Source organism: Parvimonas micra, assembly GCF_037482165.1.
Taxonomy (GTDB): Bacteria; Bacillota; Clostridia; order Tissierellales; family Peptoniphilaceae; genus Parvimonas.
In genome coordinates, this window is record NZ_CP148048.1 from 1521431 (window position 1) to 1538404 (window position 16974).

Here is a 16974-nt window from a genome sequence, read left to right on the forward strand (position 1 = left end):
ACCTTCGTTTGCTTCTATATTATATCAGAATAGTAAACAATTGTCTATAGTTTTTGTAAAAAGTCATATAATAAAACGTTTTTATTTATAAATTTTGATAAAAATTATTATAAGTTATTAATTTATCAATTTATTTCAAGAGATATTTTACAATGCTTCTCTTGTATTAATGTTGTTTTACACTTATTTTTACATCGTACAGAGAAATTTAGTTATAAGAAATTCTTAATTAATTTTCAAAAATTTTCACATGATAATATTATCCTAAACATTTATTGTAAATTTAATATATGTTAAACAACTTCCTTCTTTATATATAGTATTATTAGTTATTTATGTTTCACAAATATTTTTTTCACAAAAAAAGACGGTATTAAACCGTCTTAATTTCAAAATTCAAAGAATTATTTTATAAGTCTAGTAGCTCCAACGAAAGTATTTCCAAAATAGCTTCCAAAAAGTTTACTTACAATAACACCAGTTCCTGGAGTTGATGCATGAACAAACTTGTTGTTTCCAATGTAAATACCAACGTGACTAATTCTTCCACCACCATTATTAAAGAATACTAAATCTCCTTTTCTTAATTCTGATGATGATACTCTAGTACCATAATTAATTTGAGTATATGATGTTCTACTTAAATTAATTCCTACTTGTTTGTAAACATAATATGTTAATCCTGAACAGTCAAATCCAATGTTTGGATTAGATGTTGCCCAGATATATGGTTTACCAACTTGTGCTAATGCTAACTCAACAACTGTATCTATGTCAGCATTATAAGTTTGGTTTTCTTTCTTAGATGAACTATTTGAATTTGAACTATTTTGTTTCTTATTTTCTTGTTTTGGTTGTTCAACTTCTGGTTTCTTATCAGAAAGATAAGTTTTAATTACATAACCAGTCTTTCCATTGAAATTGAATTCTACCCATTCACCTTTATCAATACCGTTAACTTTTTCGCCTTTTGATAAAATACCAAGTTTAGATGAAGTAGCAGATTGTTCAGATCTAACATTTAAGTTTTCTGTAGCATAAAGGCTTACTTTCTTAACTGTAGCTTTTTTAGCTTCTTCTGCTTTCTTTTCATCAGCTTTCTTAGTTTCTTCTGCTTTTTTAGCTTCCTCAGCCTTCTTAGCTTCTTCTACTTTTTTAGCTTCTTCTGCCTTCTTGGCTTCTTCTGCTTTCTTTTCAGCTAATTTAATTTCAGTTTCATTCTTTTCAGGTTCAACAGTTTCTTTTGTCAAAAGTTCAACATCAATAGTTCCAACTTTATCATCAACTGAAACAGTTGCCATCTTGTCACCACTCATTTCAACTTTAACAACAGAACCTTTTTCAACCTTAATAGTTTCTTCTGTATTATTGCTTAAAACTGGTTTTATTTCTGTAGATTCTTTTACATAATATGCATTTTCCTCTAACTCTGGCATTTTAGTATCTTCTTCAGTAACTAATGAATATATTTTATTTTGTTGTTCTACTTTTTCTAATTCTGAAACAGAAGGAGTTCCTAAGGCCATACTTAAATTGCTAACTAATGTTTTATTTACTTCCTCAATATTTGTACTATGAATTTCAACTGCAACTTTGTCTGCTTCGTCTGCATAAGATATTGCAGCTGGTATTCCAGTACAAACTAATGCACACAACATAGAAGTTGTCAAAACTTTCTTAATTTTCATAATTACCTCCTAACTCATAGACACATTTTACACCAACTATTGAAAAAAGTCAATAAAAAGTTACAAAAAAATTACAAAAGGTTACAAATAAGTTACAACAGAATATTTTTTTATTGTTTCACGTGAAACAATAATTTTAAACTGCAAGTGTTTCACGTGAAACATATTTTTTAAATAAATTTTCTTAAATTTAAAAAAATACATAAAATTTATGGTATAATAATTATGTTAATAATATTAAAAACGAATCATTATATAGTATATATTAATGAAAGTTTAGAAAATTAAGCAATAAGGGAAGTGTTATGAAAATTTTTGATGCTTTTAAAAAGAAAAGAGAAATGAGAGTAATCTCGATATTTAACCAAAAAGGTGGGGTTGGCAAGACAACAACTGTTGTAAATTTAGCGTCAGCATTAGGTTTTAATAGAAAGAAAGTTCTAGTAATTGATATGGATCCACAAGGAAATTCAACTTCCGGATTGGGAGTTGAAAACACCGAAACAACAATTTATGATGTTTTAACTCATGAAAAGGAAATAAATGATACTATCCAAAAGACTAAGTCTAAGAATGTAGATATTATTCCTGCAAATTCTGATCTTTGTGGCTTAGAAATTGAACTTTTAAGTGTAGATAAGAAAGAATATTTATTACAAAATGAAATAGGTAAAATACCACCTAATTATGATTTTATCATTATTGACTGCCCACCATCATTGGGAGTATTGAGTATTAATGCTTTAGTTTCTTCTCAAAGTGTTCTAATTCCAATACAGTGTGAATATTATGCTTTAGAAGGTGTAAGTCAATTAATGAATACTGTTAATATAATAAGAAAGGGTTTAAATCCTGACCTTGAAGTAGAAGGAGTTCTGCTTACAATGTTCGACTCAAGAAATAACTTATCTGAAGATGTAAAGAAAGAAACAGAAAATTATTTTAAGGATAAACTTTTTGATACAGTTATTCCTAGAAATATTCGACTTGCTGAAGCACCAAGTTTTGGAGAGAGTATAATATATTATGATAAAAATTCTAAAGGAGCTATAGCTTATTTGTCTTTAGCTAAGGAATTAATCAAGAATAGGAGAAAATAATGAAGAAAAAAGGTCTTGGTAGAGGTCTAGGTTCTCTTTTAAGAGAAGAAGACTTTATTACTGATGAGAATTTATTAACTGTTGAGTTGAATAAATTGATGGCTAGAGAAGATCAACCGAGAAAAAATTTTGATGATGATAGTTTAGAAGAATTAGCAAATTCTATAAAAGCTGATGGTGTTATTCAACCTATAGTAGTTAGAAAAGTTAATGATAAATATGAAATAATTGCTGGTGAACGTAGATTTAGAGCTTCAAAACTAGCGGGATTAGAAAAAGTACCTGTTGTTGTTAAGAATGTTACTGATAGAAAAGCCAGAGAACTTGCTTTAGTAGAAAATATTCAAAGAGAGGATTTAAATCCAATTGAAGAAGCTATTTCTTTAAAAACTTTAATGGAAGAGTATAAACTAACACAACAAGAGCTTTCAGATATAATAGGCAAGAGTAGATCTTACATTGCAAATAATCTAAGACTGTTAAATCTATCAGATTATATTAAAGAATATTTAATTCGTGGAGAATTAAGTCCTAGTCAAGGAAGAACTTTACTTTCTTTAGAAACTGAAGAAGAAAGAAAAAAATATCTTGATAAACTACTTGTTAAAGAAGTTAATATTAGAGATGTTGAGAAAAAGGCTAAGCAAAGTAAAAATAAGAATGAAGATATTTTTATAAAGGATATTTGTGAGAGATTAACTGAAGTTTTAGATGCAAAAGTTAAAATTCACGAAAAGAAAAAAGGTGGTCAAATAGAAATAAGCTATCTTAATGAAGCAGATTTACAAAGAATAATAGATAGCCTGATGAATATATATAATTTGGAGTAATAATATGATTTATGTAGATAATGGAGCTACCACTTTTCCTAAACCTAAAATAGTAACAGATAAAATTATGGAATGTTCTTTAGGATATGCAGGAAATCCTGGACGTAGTGGTCATAAACTTGCTATGAAGATGGATTTAGAAATTTATGAGACAAGAGAAAAAATCTGTAAGCTAATTAATGGAAATGAAGTTCTTAATGTGATTTTTACTTTTAATGCTACAGATAGTTTAAACTTAGCAATAAAGGGTGTATTAGAAAAGGGAGATCATGTAGTAACTACATCAATGGAACATAATTCTGTTCTAAGACCTCTTAATCTGCTACGAAAAGATGGTATAATTGATTTAAGCATTGTATATGCTGATAATAAAGGATATATAGAACCACAAAAAATTTTTGATGCAGTAACTCCTAATACTAAGATGATTGTAACTACTCATATGTCTAATGTATTTGGAACTATTGTAGATATAAAAAGTATTGGAGAATTTTGTAGAGATAATAATATACTTTATCTTGTAGATGCTGCTCAATCTATTGGAGTCTTAGATATAGATGTTCACGATATGAATATCGACTTGCTTGCTTTTCCAGGTCATAAAGCTCTTTTTGGACCAATGGGGACAGGTGCTCTATATATAAAGGAAGGTATTAAAGTTAAACCTTTAAAACAAGGTGGTACGGGAAGTTATTCTCATAGTATAGATCAACCAGAATTATATCCAGACAGTCTTGAAAGTGGAACACCTAATGGAGTTGGTATTATAGCTTTGGGTAAAGGAATTGACTTTATAAATCAAGTCGGTCTTGAAAATATAAGAAATCATGAAATTAGTTTAAAAAATCATTTTATAGATTTATTAAAGGATAATGATGATATTATACTTTATGGGACTCTAGATGACAGGCAAGGTGCAGTTGTAAGTTTAAATGTTAAGAATATGGATAGTTCAGAAGTTTCTTATATCCTAAGTGATGAATTCGACATTTATACAAGACCTGGTTTCCATTGTGCGCCACTTGCTCATAAGTCTTTAGGCACGGATGAATTAGGAGCAATTAGATTTAGCTTTGGATATTTTAATACTATCGAAGAAGTTGAACAATGTGCAAATGCTCTTAAAAATATAATAGAAAGGAATAAAAAGTAGTGAATTCAATATTAGAATTTTTAAATTCACATTCAGGGTTGTTTTTAATAATCCTGTTAATTGTCTTAATATTTATGTTGTATCAATACAACCAAATTAATAAAAAGCTTAGTATTCAAAAAAGAAAATATGATATGCTTTTGAGAGGTAGGAGCGATTTAAATATGGGAGAATTGATTCAAGCTCACTCACAAGATATTTTTGAAATAGATAAAAAAGTAAATGAACTGGCATACGAAGTAGAAATTGCAAAAAAAGGTTTTGCACTTCCAATACAAAAAATTGGTTTCGTGAAATATGATGCTTTTCATGACTTAAAAAATAAATTATCTTATTCAATAGTATTATTAGATGGCTATAATGATGGTTTATTATTAACTACTATCTATGGTAGAGAAAGTTGCATAACTTATGCAAAAGAAGTAAAATCAGGGATAGTAAATCAAGAACTGTCAAAAGAAGAAGTTGAAGCATTAAGGATGGCATTAGAAAAATAATGAGAAAATTGATGTTTATTTTAAATCCTAATGCATCAGGTTTTAAAAAATTTGATTTTAAGGATGCTATAGAAAATTATCTTAAAGATAAAAACTTAGATTTTGATTATGATATTAAATGCTCAACCAAAGAAGGTGAATCCGTTTTTATTGCTGAAAATGCAGTTAAAGATGGTTTTAATGAATTAATCGCGGTTGGTGGAGATGGAACTATCAACGAAGTAGGCGATGTGGCTATAAAAAATAATTTAAAGCTTGGAGTAATTCCTGCGGGCACAGGAAATGACTATATGAATAGTCTGAACGAATCTTGTAATTTTGTAGTTTGTATGGAAAAAATTATAAGAGGAGAAACTATATTAGTTGATTACGGCTCATTTGTTGATAAGACTTTTTTCAATGTTGCCTGTGTAGGTTTTGGTGCTGAAGTTAATATCTACGCACATAAAGTAAAAAAGTTAATACCAAGTGGTTTTGCATATAAAGTAGCAATTCTTCTTGCCTTATTTGGACACAAAAGAAAGAGATATAAGATAATCGTTGACGATGTTGAATATGAGGATGACTATTTTTTGATTGCAATAGGTATTGGAAGTAAATTTGGGGGAAAATTAAATTTACTGCCATCAGCTGATATGCAAGATGGTCTTCTTGATGTTTGCGCAATTAAATACAAATCAAAATTTGATATAATTAAAAAAATAAAGACAATCGTAAATGCAACTCATGTAAACGAGGACATTACTTCTTATTTCAAAGCTAAAAAAATAAAAATAATTTCAGATAATATCGAAATTAACTTTGACGGAGAAGATTTGACTGTAAATGATGAAGTTGAATTTATATTAAATGATAAAAAAGTGGAATTAATAATGTAGGGGGTAATTATGAATATTTTTGAAGAATTAACAGCAAAGATTAAAGGAACAAACAAGAAAATTGTATTTCCTGAAGGAGAAGATAAGAGAGTTTTAGGTGCTTGTGTTAGATTAAAAAAAGACGGTTTACTAACTCCGATAGTTCTGGGAAATGTTGAAGAAATCAAAAAAACAGCTAAGGAATTAAATGTTTGTATTGATGATATTGAAATCATTGATCCTTTAAAAGCAGAAGATTTTGACGAATTAGTTGAAAAATTTGTTGAACGTAGAAAAGGCAAAAATACAAAAGAAGAAGCTGAAACATTTTTAAAAGATGTAAATTACTATGGAACAATGATGGTACAAGTTGGAAAAGCTGACGGAATGGTTAGTGGTGCTGTTCACTCAACAGGAGATACAGTAAGACCTGCACTTCAAATCGTAAAGACTAAACCAAATGTTTCAAGAACAAGTGGAGCAATGGTTATGCTTGGAAAAAATGGTGAAAGATATGTATTTGCAGACATTGCTATCAATATTACTTTAGAAGCAAAAGAATTAGCTGAAATTGCCGTTGAAACTGCAAAAACAGCAGAATTATTTGGCATAGATCCAAAAGTTGCAATGCTTAGCTTCTCTACAAAAGGTTCTGCAAAACACGAACTTTCACAAAAAATTGCTGACGCTACACAAATGGCGAAAGAATTAGCACCAGATTTATCATTAGATGGAGAATTACAATTCGATGCTGCAATAGTCCCATCAGTAGGGGAACAAAAGGCAAAAGGCTCAAAAGTTGCAGGACACGCAAATGTATTTATTTTCCCTGATTTACAATCAGGAAATATAGGATACAAAATTGCACAAAGACTTGGAGGCTTTGAAGCAATAGGACCAATCCTACAAGGACTTAACAAACCTATATCAGACCTTTCAAGAGGTTGTAACGAAGAAGATGTTTACAAACTTGCAGTAATTACTGCTGCACAAAGTATTTAATAAATTTTTGAAAAACAAAACCGACGTGGTTTTGTTTTTTTGTGGGGAAATTAGTATTGAAGCTTTAATTATTTAATGTATCGTAGATACATCAAAACCAAATTGCAATCAATATAAATAAAATATTTATATTAACAAGTGGAGATTTTCTTTAAAATTTGGTAAAATGTAATAAACAAATTTGGAGGTGCTTATGGAATTTTTAGATACTTCTTTTTTACAAAATGATGAAATAAAATTAGTTTTAGAAAAAACTTATGCCGGAAATTTAGCTATCAACTGGGTTCCTGCATATAGTTTCTATATATGCGACTTAAAAGGAAATAAAATGGGGAAATGTGATTTGAGAATTGGATATAGTGAAGGTCTGTATTATGGTGGACATATAGGATACACAATTGACGAAAAATACAGAGGTCATCACTATTCAGCAAAAGCCTGTAAGCTCCTTTTTGAACTAGCAAAAAAGCATGATATGGAATATTTGTATATCACTACAAATCCCGATAACCACGCTTCAAATAAGATATGTGAATATTTAAATGGTGAATTTTTAGGCATCTTTGAATTGCCCGAAGATAATGATATGAGAATAAACGAAAAAGAAACACATAAAAGCATCTATAAATTTGTGTTATAATATTTATTTTATTTCATAATCAATATGACGTTTTTTTAATTCTTTTAAAAAATAGTCATATTTTTTTTGCTCTTTATCCTCTGAGATATGTCCGATTCCAAAAGTATATCTAAAAAATCTACTTTTTAATTTGATAGCTACCTTATAAGCACGATTGCTTCTATATTTAGAAGTAGATATAATTTTTACACCTTCAATATTATCTGTATCAATAGGAAATAAATGATTTGAAGTGTATAACTTATCGCCTTCAAAATAACAAATAATTTCGTTGTGAAATTTTAATTTAAAAAGAATTCTAGTAAGAATAATATATGCTAAAATGAAATAACCTAAAATTGATAAAGAAAAAAATATATATGTACCAATGTATAAATCATTATAAGATAAGACAGTATAGGCTATATAAAAGCCTGAGCACAAAAACAATATAAAAATTATTCCTATCATTAAATATATTCCAAATTTATTTTTCATTTTTTACTCCTATTTCTAATTTAATTTTATTATAATAATTCTACCATATTTGCTTTTAGATGACTACATTTTACTTTAACTAAAATAATAATTATGCTATACTTATTTAAAGAAATTTAATTTTACTATAAAATCCTCAAAGGAGTGATATTTTTGAAAATTTTAATTGTCGAAGATGATGAAAATATATTTGAAATGTTGAAAAAGGAACTTTTGCTTTGGAATTATGAAGTAAAGGGGATTTCAAATTTCAATCAAATAGTCGAAGAATTTGTCGAATACCAACCACATTTAGTTTTAATGGATATTATGTTGCCATATAATAATGGCTATTTTTGGTGTGAGGAAATTCGTAAACATTCAAATGTTCCAATTATTTTCATTTCTTCAAAGAGTGAAAATATCGATATTGTAATGGGTATTCAATTCGGAGCTGACGACTACATAACTAAACCAATAGATTTGAATGTAACTTTGGCAAAAATCAAAGCAATCTTGAGAAGAAGCTATGATTTTACAAAGGACTTTGAATTTTTAAGTTTTGCAAATGTGTTTCTATATATGGATAAGAATATCATTAAATATAATGACAACGAGGTTTCCCTTACAAATACGGAAACAATGATTTTGGAAACTCTTTTTAAAGCCAAAGGTGGAGTTGCTTCAAGAGAGTCAATTATGGAAAAATGTTGGCATGGAGATGATTATATTGATGACAATACTTTAGCAGTCAATATAACAAGACTTAGAAAGAAATTTGCAGATATTAAACTAAATGATTTTATCCAAACCAAAAAGGGAAGTGGATATTATCTAAATTCTAAAACGGAGTAAAAATGGATAAATTTAAAAATTATATTTCAAAAATTTTACCTGTAACGGTAACAACTTTTTTTATACTATTAGTATTCTGGGTTGTTTTTTTACTTATGAATTTAAGCTTTGAAAGTTACTTTTTAGCTTTCGAAATAGTGGTTTTTTTCTATATGATATATCTTGTATTTATGGCATTTTTAAATAAAAAAGAGGAAAAACTAAAAAATCAGATACAAGAACTTGAAGAAGTTAATTTAAATTTAAGAAATGACTTTTTAGCAAAGGAAAAAGAATTACAAGAGTATTTTTTAATTTGGATTCATCAGATTAAAACTCCAATAACTGCAGGTAAATTAATCTGCGATGGCGATATTGAAAATGAAAATGTAAAAAATATAAAAAAAGAGTTGATTTATATTGAAGACTATACCAATATGGCTTTAAGCTATCTTAAAATGGCTAATCACAATACGGATATGGATATATCACTTGTGAATTTAGACGATATTATTAATCCTTTAATCAAAAAATATGCCATTCTCTTTATTTCAAACAATATAAAACTTGAATACAAAAAACTTAATGTAAAAGTAATTACAGACAGCAAATGGTGTATGGTAGTAATTGAACAACTTTTATCAAATGCAATAAAATATACTAAGAATGGGATTGTTTCAATATCTTTTAACGAAAAAGAAAACTATCTTGAAATAAAAGACAATGGAATTGGAATTAAGGATTCGGATCTTCCAAAAATTTTTGATAAGGGATATTCAGGATTTAACGGAAGACAAAATCAGAAATCAACAGGAATAGGGCTGTTTTTAGTGAAACAAATTTTGGATAAACTAGGACAAAAAGTTAAATTGGAGTCAAAATTAGGCGAAGGAACAAGTGTAAAAGTCTATTTTAATATAGATTAGGAGAAAATTATGTTTTATGTATATATAATTTCTAATAATTTTAGAAATGTTTTGTATATTGGTGTTACAAGAAATCTTGAAAGAAGATTATATGAACATAAAAACAAATTACTTGATGGATTTTCTAAAAAATATAATTTGAATGTATTACTCTTTTATGAAACTACAGAATATGCTTTAGATGCAATCGCTCGAGAAAAACAGTTAAAGAAGTGGAATAGAGATAAAAAATTTGCCTTGATTAAATCTGTAAATCCTGAATTAAGAGATTTATCAGAAGATTGGTGATTTTTTATACGAGTCCTTTACAGGACTTACAATTATTTGTAAACAAATAATTGTAATGAGATCTCCAGAGTCATTGTATCAAAAATACAACGACCCCGTCAGACCTACTTTTTGTTGTTTATTCATAAACAACAAAAGTTAGGGCTAGATTCATTACGCTTACGCTACAGTCGAGATGACGTGTTAGGGGCATTCTTCTTCAAAGCACTATGACGTGAATTGTTTTGTTTTCTATGCAATTTTAAAAAATTTTTGAAGTTTATTTACCATTTACGTTAAGCTATCAAACGAAGATATTTCCCTTATATGTCATCTCGACCGAAATGAGTGAAACGAATGAAGTGGAGAGATCTCATACTTTTGCTTTAGCAAAAGTAAATGTATCGAAGATACATTCAATACATAAATATCCTAATATTATTTGTATTTGAATAATATTATGTTTCTTAAAAATTTTTAAGAAATTTATTACTTGGTGAAAAAAATATATTAAAAAATAGAGATTTGCATATATAGGAAAAACAAATGGAAATAAAAAGAGTTACAGAATACAATAATCCCTTATTTTCACAAATTGTTTTAAATCAAAGGGGTGCCTTTTTAATTGACGAAGAGCCTTATGAAATTGAAATAATTTCTAATGACAGTGCTTTTGTGAGAGGAAAAAATAGAGAAAATTATAAAAAACTCATTGAATATTTTAGATATTATTCTCCGCATATAAATAATTTTTTTGATGAGAATAATAAAAAAATTATTTCTTTTGAAAAGAAATCAGTTTTAACTTTAGAAGTGGATAAAATTCAACCATCTCAATTTTACATTGATGAAGATAAATTAAATGCCCTTAAAAGTTTTATTAAAAATTCTAAGGATATTGTAATTCAAGTTGTAAAATCCGATGAGGGATATATCTGTGTTGATGGGCATACGAGGCTATTTATTGCTTTTTTAAAGAATTTTAAAACTGTTCATGCCATAGAAACTGAATTTGAAGACGATACCAACTACTTTGTTTCTCAAGCAAAGAAAAGAAATATCTTTACAATAAAAGACTTAAAACTTGTATCTCATGGTGATTATAAAAATTTGTGGATTGATTTTTGTGATAGCTATTTTAATATAGATTAGGAGATTTTTATGTTTTATGTATATAAGTCCTTTACAAGACTTACAATTATTTGTAAACAAATAATTGTAATGAGATCTCTCCGCTTCATTCGTTTCACTCATTTCGGTCGAGATGACGTGTCAGGAAGATTTCTTTACAAAGTGCTATGACGTGAAATATTTAGTTTTCAATGCAACTTTTAAATAATATTTGAGACTTCTTTACTTTTAACGTCTAGCTCTTAAACAACGATTAACCCCTATACGTCATCTTGAGCGGAGTGCAACGAAGTCGAAAGATCTCATACTTTTGCTTTAGCAAAAGTAAATGTATCGTAGATACATTTAGAAATTTTAATTTTTATTTCTTTCAGAAATACTATTGCTTGTAAACAAGCAATAGTTGAGATCTCTCCGTTCCGCTAACGCTACAGTCGAGATGACGTATTTGGATTATTTTATATTCAAAGCATTATGACGTAAGTTGTTTTATTTTCTATATAACTTTTAAACAAAGTTAGAGCTAAATTCATTACGCTTACGCTCCAGTCGAAATGACGTGTTGGGAGGTTATCAATGAAAGTACTATGACGTGAATTTTTTGTTTTCTATGCAAAATTTAAATAAATTTTGAAAGTAGATTACTAATAAGGAGAATTTTATGTTTTATAATGAGATATTTGATAAAAATATTTTTAATTCTAAACTTGCAATTGCATATGGTTTTTCAAAGACTGGAGATTATTATGTTTTACAATCAGATATTGATGTAGAAAATTTTAATGTGATTGTTAAAATAGGCAAGGACTCTTTTGAGGTAAATGTTATTGAATTACCTTTTAATGAAGAATATGTTTTATTTAACGTTCTTGACAGCAAGGGTAAATTTGTTTCAAAAATTAGAAAAAAAGTTAATGAACTTATTGAGGATATTGTAAATTGCTGTTTTTCATCTTTGGATTATAGAAAATTATTACTAGACTATGTAAAGGAAAAATACGGAACAATTCCAGAAGAACCTTGGGAAGATAATAATCATGCGACGATAAAGACTCCAAATAGTAAAAAATGGTATGGAATTTTTATGTCCATTCCTTATAAGACTTTGGGATTGGATAAAAGCGGAAAGATTGATGTTTTAAATGTAAAACTTAATCCTGATCTTATAGAAAATCTAATTGATAAAAAGCATTTTTTCCCTGCCTACCATATGAATAAAAAATACTGGATTTCAATCGTTTTGGATTCAGATACAGATTTGAATTTGGTCAAGAGCTTAATTGACGAGAGTTTTAAATTAGTTGAAAAATAGCCTAGTACTAATCTTGCTATTAGAACTGTTTTTAACAAACATTTCAATAACCTTACAAAATTGTAAGGTTATTTTTGTTTTTGTAATATTAGATAAATGTTAGGCGTAAAAATTTTTGCTAAAATATTATTGTAAACGAAAATAATATTTTTTGGAGGTAATTATGAATATATTAGATGTTAAAAATTTAAAAAAGATTTATGGAGGAATGGGACGCGTAAAGACTGAAGCCCTTAGAGATGTAAATTTTTCTGTTGAAAAAGGAGAATTTATAGCTGTTATGGGAGAATCTGGAAGTGGAAAAACAACTCTTTTAAATATAATAGCAACATTGGATAAGGCAACTGAAGGATCAGTTTTTATTGGAGGAAAGAATGTAAATTCTTTAAGCAATTCAGAAGTTGCAAGTTTTAGACGTGAAAAGTTGGGATTTGTTTTCCAAGATTTTAATTTGTTGGACTCTTTTTCAAATAGAGACAATATTTATCTTCCACTTGTTTTATCAGATGTTAAACCTGCTATAATGAATGAAAAAGTGGGAGAGATAGCTCCTCTCTTAAAGATAAGTGAAGTTTTGGATAAATATCCTTATCAAGTTTCAGGAGGACAAAAACAAAGAGTTGCAATAGCAAGAGCAATTATAACTAAACCTGATTTGCTTCTTGCAGATGAGCCAACAGGAGCATTGGACTCAAAGTCTGCTGATATAGTTATGAAAACTTTCTGCGATATAAATAACAGTGGACAAACAGTTTTAATGGTTACTCATTCTGTAAAATGCGCTGCTTTTGCAAAAAGAGTAATTTTCATAAAAGACGGTAGAGTTTATCACGAAATTTATAAAGGTAGTGACGACAACTTAACTTTTGCTGAAAAAATAAATCAAGCTCAAATCATGTTAAACGGGGTGAATAACTATGAAAAGTAAAATGGCTTCAAAATTTGCTTTTAGAAATATGAAGGCGAATGCTTTGCTTTTAACTCCATTTTTAATAGCAAGTAGTATTATGGGAACTCTATTTTTTGTAATGGCTTCCCTTGGACAAAATCATTATATAGAAAAAAATCATGAATATGTAGCAATCCTTATAAAATTTGGAATTTTTATAGTTGGAATTTTCACATTTATATTTATCCTGTATGCCAACAGCTTTTTAGCAAAGAGGAGAAATAAGGAATTTGCCTTATATGGTATTTTAGGTTTAGAGAAAAAACATATTGCTAAAATTATTTCAATAGAATATATACTAAACTTTTTGACAGTTAGTTTCTTTTCAATAACAGGTGGATTTGTTCTTGGAAAATTAGCATTTGTTCTACTTAACAAAATAACTAAAAATATGACTGCAAAAATAATGGACTATAATTTTTCAATTTCTTCTGCAATATTGACTTTAATATTCTTAGCTATAATATTTATATTGATATATTTAACAATGATATTTAGAATTGGAAAATCAACTCCTATAGAACTCCTTTCAAAACAAAAAAAGGCGGAGGGAGAACCGAAAAGTAAGTTTATCCTTGGAACTTTAGGCTTTATAATTCTATGTGCTGGATATTATCTTTCAGTTACTTCAAAAGGGAATCTCAGTAGCTTTTTTGCGTTTTTCCCTGCTGTTATTGCTGTAATAATCGGTACTTATCTGGTATTCATCGCCTTTAGTATTTTAGTTTTAAAATTATTAAAAAGAAATAGAAATTTATATTACAAAGCAAAAAATTTCCTTTCAATATCAGGAATGTTATACAGAATGAAATCAAATGCAGTTTCACTTGCAAGTATTACACTTCTTTCAACTTCAATTATAGTTACTTTAGCAACAACATTGACTATAAATTCAAGTATAAAAGACCTTACAGATTCTATTCATCCTAATGATTTTTATTTATCCTCATCAGTAACAGGAAATAATAAAGATATACTAGCAAATGGAGAAGAAAGGAAAAAAGAAATCTTAAATATTTTAAACAAAGAGTTAAAAGAAGATGAAAAAATTAAAAACCTAACAGTCAAAAAAACTATAATGAATCCTGTAATAAATGAAAATGGAAAGATTACTCCTTTAGGTAAAAGACAAGCATTATCAGCATTTTTAATCGTTGAAACATTGGAAGATTTTAATAGAAACAATAATACTAATTATACTCTTAATGATGATGAGGTGATATACTCCTCTAACTCTAAAAAGCTTAATAATTATGATAGTATGGATTTTGCTGGAAAAAATTATAAATTAGTAAAAGTAAAAAACTTATTTCCTATGAGCATATCTGCTGAAGGGATGATAATTATTGTAAAAGATAATGAAACTTTTATAAAAATGTTAGAAGAATATACTTTTAATTATAATGAAAAACAATTAAAATATAACCTAGACTTTAATTTTGATTTAGATTCTGCTGATAAAGAAGCTTTTTATTCAAGATTACAAACAGATTATAACATATTTGTTCAACAAAAAGATGTATTTAGTCATTCTTTGTCTTCAAAAGCTGAAGTTGATGCTTTTGCTTATGAACTAAATGGCGGTCTATTATTTTTCGGAATGATTGTTGCATTAATTTTCATAACAGGAACTGTGTTAATCACATATTATAAACAAATTTCTGAGGGCTTTGAAGATAAACAAAATTACCACATAATGAAAAATGTAGGACTTCCTGACTCAATAATCAAAAAGAGCCTTAGAGTACAAATATTGTGGATTTTCTTCTTACCACTTATAGTAGCAACAATTCACTCAATATTCGCCTTTCCAATCCTATACAATATACTTGGAGGACTTGGATTTAAAAACATAAAAATTTTCACAATGAGTTTTGCTACAATTGTACTTTGTTTCTCTGTAATTTACTTTATAATCTACTCAATAACTTCAAGAGTTTATTATAAAATTATAAGATAAGAACCCCTCCCTTCCACGATGCCTTGCATCGGGTGGGTGCCCGGGAACAATAATATAAACAAAAAAATCACTGTTTTACGCAGTGATTTTTTCTTGTCTATTTTTATTTTTCTTTAGCCATTTTTCAACGATTTTATAATAATCTCTAGCATATTCATATTGTTTTGTAGAATATTCTCCAAAATGAATACCGAAGTCTAATTTGTATTCGCACCAGTTGCTCCAAAGTAGTCCACAACAAGCAATATAGGCATAAATTTTTATTTTTGTAATCTCATCTACTTCGCCGTTGAAATAAATGTCTATCAAATTGTCAACTTGATTTTTGTCATATAGAGAATAGATACAGAACATTGCAATATCAATATCCGGATCTTGCATGGCAGCATATTCCCAGTCGATTAAACGGAGAGTTCCATCAGTTGCAAATAAAAAATTATCACAATTTGCATCTATATGAGTTAAACATTTTGGCTTTCTATTTTTTTCTATAAATTCTTGTAGCGAAAAAATCTTTTTCTTCACTTCTTCATAATCTTCATAAATAGAATTTTTATTTTCCCACAAAGATTCGTAGAAATTAATTTTTTCAAAAACATCGAACTCATGACCTACTTCTAAACCTAAAGAATGTAATTCTTTTATTTTATCCATACACTTTCTTAAGTCATCATGATTTTTATCATCACAATTTCTTGAATTTTCAATAAATTTTGTAATCTTATATCCATTGTCTGCATTAATATAAATTAATTCATCACAAATATTTTTATCTTTAATTAAAGAATAAACTTCCGCTTCTTGAACTCTATCTATAAGTTCAGAAGTTCCCTCTCCAGGTATTCTCATAATATATTTTTCGTTATTTACTGTAAATATAAAGGAATTATTTGTCATTCCCTTTTTTAAAACTTCAATCTCTTGAATATCATCAATATCAACATTTAAAGCCTCACAAATAATTGAAATTGCTTTTATATGTGTGTTATTAATGGCTTTTCTAATCTCTTCTAATTCTTCTTTAGAATATTCATTTATCTTGGATAAATCAATTTGGTTACTATATTTATTTATGTAAAGACTCTTTAGTATATCTAAATCAATTTTGTTCATAATTCCTCCTTTTTTATCCCTGTCTGAACATTATATATTAATATCAGTAAAAAAGCAAATTTTTAGTAAAATTAGTTTATAAAGTTGAAAAAAATATCCATATTATGATATAATAAACCTAGTTTTATGCTATGATGTATATTATACTTTCCATTTTTGAAAAATTTTTAAAGGTAAAGTATGATGAAATTAAGTTTTCTTTTTAGTTTAGTTTATGGTAAACTTAATTTTAATAAACCTAGTTTTACGCAAGATGGTA

The 16974-nt window shown here is 27.8% G+C and carries 17 protein-coding genes; 14 read left to right on the forward strand and 3 right to left on the reverse strand.

Annotation, left to right across the window (positions count from 1 at the left end; genetic code table 11):
• Nucleotides 1-404 precede the first annotated feature (404 nt).
• Nucleotides 405-1688, reverse strand: coding sequence for an SH3 domain-containing C40 family peptidase (locus WFJ11_RS07315; protein WP_009354815.1), 1284 nt, complete (start codon nucleotides 1686-1688; stop codon nucleotides 405-407).
• A gap of 305 nt (nucleotides 1689-1993) precedes the next feature.
• On the opposite strand from WFJ11_RS07315, the gene WFJ11_RS07320 reads away from it, so the two are divergent.
• The 7 genes from WFJ11_RS07320 to WFJ11_RS07350 all read left to right on the forward strand — a co-directional run bounded on the left by WFJ11_RS07320 (nucleotide 1994) and on the right by WFJ11_RS07350 (nucleotide 7767).
• Nucleotides 1994-2788 carry a ParA family protein gene (locus tag WFJ11_RS07320; RefSeq protein ID WP_338817368.1) on the forward strand — a complete coding sequence of 265 codons (795 nt, stop codon included), beginning with the start codon at nucleotides 1994-1996 and terminating at the stop codon, nucleotides 2786-2788.
• Nucleotides 2788-3618 carry a ParB/RepB/Spo0J family partition protein gene (locus WFJ11_RS07325; protein WP_293439767.1) on the forward strand — a complete coding sequence of 277 codons (831 nt, stop codon included), beginning with the start codon at nucleotides 2788-2790 and terminating at the stop codon, nucleotides 3616-3618. The genes WFJ11_RS07320 and WFJ11_RS07325 overlap by 1 nt, the downstream gene beginning before the upstream one ends.
• A 4-nt stretch (nucleotides 3619-3622) precedes the next feature.
• Nucleotides 3623-4771, forward strand: coding sequence for an aminotransferase class V-fold PLP-dependent enzyme (locus WFJ11_RS07330; RefSeq protein WP_338817369.1), 1149 nt, complete (start codon nucleotides 3623-3625; stop codon nucleotides 4769-4771).
• A complete protein-coding gene (locus tag WFJ11_RS07335) occupies nucleotides 4771-5268 on the forward strand; it encodes a DUF4446 family protein (protein ID WP_338817370.1) in 498 nt (165 codons plus the stop codon). Before WFJ11_RS07330 ends, WFJ11_RS07335 begins: the two co-directional genes overlap by 1 nt.
• On the forward strand, nucleotides 5268-6146 hold the full coding sequence (locus tag WFJ11_RS07340; RefSeq protein ID WP_338817371.1) for a diacylglycerol/lipid kinase family protein: 879 nt from the start codon (nucleotides 5268-5270) through the stop codon (nucleotides 6144-6146). Before WFJ11_RS07335 ends, WFJ11_RS07340 begins: the two co-directional genes overlap by 1 nt.
• A 9-nt stretch (nucleotides 6147-6155) precedes the next feature.
• A complete protein-coding gene (pta, locus tag WFJ11_RS07345; RefSeq protein ID WP_338817372.1) occupies nucleotides 6156-7127 on the forward strand; it encodes a phosphate acetyltransferase in 972 nt (323 codons plus the stop codon).
• A gap of 193 nt (nucleotides 7128-7320) precedes the next feature.
• The gene (locus WFJ11_RS07350; RefSeq protein ID WP_338817373.1) at nucleotides 7321-7767 is read left to right on the forward strand and encodes a GNAT family N-acetyltransferase; all 447 of its coding nucleotides are present in this window, start codon (nucleotides 7321-7323) and stop codon (nucleotides 7765-7767) included.
• Nucleotides 7768-7770: 3 nt separating this feature from the next.
• Here WFJ11_RS07350 and WFJ11_RS07355 read toward each other — a convergent pair whose 3' ends face one another.
• Nucleotides 7771-8244 carry a hypothetical protein gene (locus WFJ11_RS07355; RefSeq protein ID WP_338817374.1) on the reverse strand — a complete coding sequence of 158 codons (474 nt, stop codon included), beginning with the start codon at nucleotides 8242-8244 and terminating at the stop codon, nucleotides 7771-7773.
• 153 nt (nucleotides 8245-8397) lie between these two features.
• On the opposite strand from WFJ11_RS07355, the gene WFJ11_RS07360 reads away from it, so the two are divergent.
• The 7 genes from WFJ11_RS07360 to WFJ11_RS07390 all read left to right on the forward strand — a co-directional run bounded on the left by WFJ11_RS07360 (nucleotide 8398) and on the right by WFJ11_RS07390 (nucleotide 15602).
• Nucleotides 8398-9078, forward strand: a complete 681-nt coding sequence (locus WFJ11_RS07360) for a response regulator transcription factor (protein WP_338817375.1) — start codon at nucleotides 8398-8400, stop codon at nucleotides 9076-9078.
• Nucleotides 9079-9080: 2 nt separating this feature from the next.
• A complete protein-coding gene (locus tag WFJ11_RS07365) occupies nucleotides 9081-9983 on the forward strand; it encodes a sensor histidine kinase (RefSeq protein ID WP_338817376.1) in 903 nt (300 codons plus the stop codon).
• 9 nt (nucleotides 9984-9992) lie between these two features.
• Nucleotides 9993-10271, forward strand: coding sequence for a GIY-YIG nuclease family protein (locus WFJ11_RS07370; RefSeq protein WP_269722541.1), 279 nt, complete (start codon nucleotides 9993-9995; stop codon nucleotides 10269-10271).
• A gap of 525 nt (nucleotides 10272-10796) precedes the next feature.
• Nucleotides 10797-11402, forward strand: a complete 606-nt coding sequence (locus WFJ11_RS07375; RefSeq protein WP_338817377.1) for a hypothetical protein — start codon at nucleotides 10797-10799, stop codon at nucleotides 11400-11402.
• A 640-nt stretch (nucleotides 11403-12042) separates the two neighbouring features.
• Nucleotides 12043-12693 carry an MmcQ/YjbR family DNA-binding protein gene (locus WFJ11_RS07380; protein WP_338817378.1) on the forward strand — a complete coding sequence of 217 codons (651 nt, stop codon included), beginning with the start codon at nucleotides 12043-12045 and terminating at the stop codon, nucleotides 12691-12693.
• A 163-nt stretch (nucleotides 12694-12856) separates the two neighbouring features.
• Nucleotides 12857-13621, forward strand: coding sequence for an ABC transporter ATP-binding protein (locus WFJ11_RS07385; protein WP_269754182.1), 765 nt, complete (start codon nucleotides 12857-12859; stop codon nucleotides 13619-13621).
• On the forward strand, nucleotides 13611-15602 hold the full coding sequence (locus tag WFJ11_RS07390; RefSeq protein ID WP_338817380.1) for an ABC transporter permease: 1992 nt from the start codon (nucleotides 13611-13613) through the stop codon (nucleotides 15600-15602). The genes WFJ11_RS07385 and WFJ11_RS07390 overlap by 11 nt, the downstream gene beginning before the upstream one ends.
• Before the next feature lie 75 nt (nucleotides 15603-15677).
• Here the strand turns inward: WFJ11_RS07390 and WFJ11_RS07395 are convergent, their stop codons facing one another.
• Nucleotides 15678-16715 (reverse strand): choline kinase family protein, encoded by a 1038-nt coding sequence (locus WFJ11_RS07395; RefSeq protein WP_338817381.1) that lies wholly within the window; start codon nucleotides 16713-16715, stop codon nucleotides 15678-15680.
• Between the last annotated feature and the right edge of the window lie 259 nt (nucleotides 16716-16974).

Coding starts and splice junctions, on each gene's coding strand:
- WFJ11_RS07395 (WP_338817381.1), bottom strand. CDS start 16,715: ATGAACAAAATTGATTTAGATATACTAAAGAGTCTTTACATAAATAAA.
- WFJ11_RS07350 (WP_338817373.1), top strand. CDS start 7,321: ATGGAATTTTTAGATACTTCTTTTTTACAAAATGATGAAATAAAATTA.
- WFJ11_RS07340 (WP_338817371.1), top strand. CDS start 5,268: ATGAGAAAATTGATGTTTATTTTAAATCCTAATGCATCAGGTTTTAAA.
- WFJ11_RS07355 (WP_338817374.1), bottom strand. CDS start 8,244: ATGAAAAATAAATTTGGAATATATTTAATGATAGGAATAATTTTTATA.
- pta (WP_338817372.1), top strand. CDS start 6,156: ATGAATATTTTTGAAGAATTAACAGCAAAGATTAAAGGAACAAACAAG.
- WFJ11_RS07370 (WP_269722541.1), top strand. CDS start 9,993: ATGTTTTATGTATATATAATTTCTAATAATTTTAGAAATGTTTTGTAT.
- WFJ11_RS07325 (WP_293439767.1), top strand. CDS start 2,788: ATGAAGAAAAAAGGTCTTGGTAGAGGTCTAGGTTCTCTTTTAAGAGAA.
- WFJ11_RS07375 (WP_338817377.1), top strand. CDS start 10,797: ATGGAAATAAAAAGAGTTACAGAATACAATAATCCCTTATTTTCACAA.
- WFJ11_RS07380 (WP_338817378.1), top strand. CDS start 12,043: ATGTTTTATAATGAGATATTTGATAAAAATATTTTTAATTCTAAACTT.
- WFJ11_RS07320 (WP_338817368.1), top strand. CDS start 1,994: ATGAAAATTTTTGATGCTTTTAAAAAGAAAAGAGAAATGAGAGTAATC.
- WFJ11_RS07390 (WP_338817380.1), top strand. CDS start 13,611: ATGAAAAGTAAAATGGCTTCAAAATTTGCTTTTAGAAATATGAAGGCG.
- WFJ11_RS07385 (WP_269754182.1), top strand. CDS start 12,857: ATGAATATATTAGATGTTAAAAATTTAAAAAAGATTTATGGAGGAATG.
- WFJ11_RS07330 (WP_338817369.1), top strand. CDS start 3,623: ATGATTTATGTAGATAATGGAGCTACCACTTTTCCTAAACCTAAAATA.
- WFJ11_RS07365 (WP_338817376.1), top strand. CDS start 9,081: ATGGATAAATTTAAAAATTATATTTCAAAAATTTTACCTGTAACGGTA.
- WFJ11_RS07315 (WP_009354815.1), bottom strand. CDS start 1,688: ATGAAAATTAAGAAAGTTTTGACAACTTCTATGTTGTGTGCATTAGTT.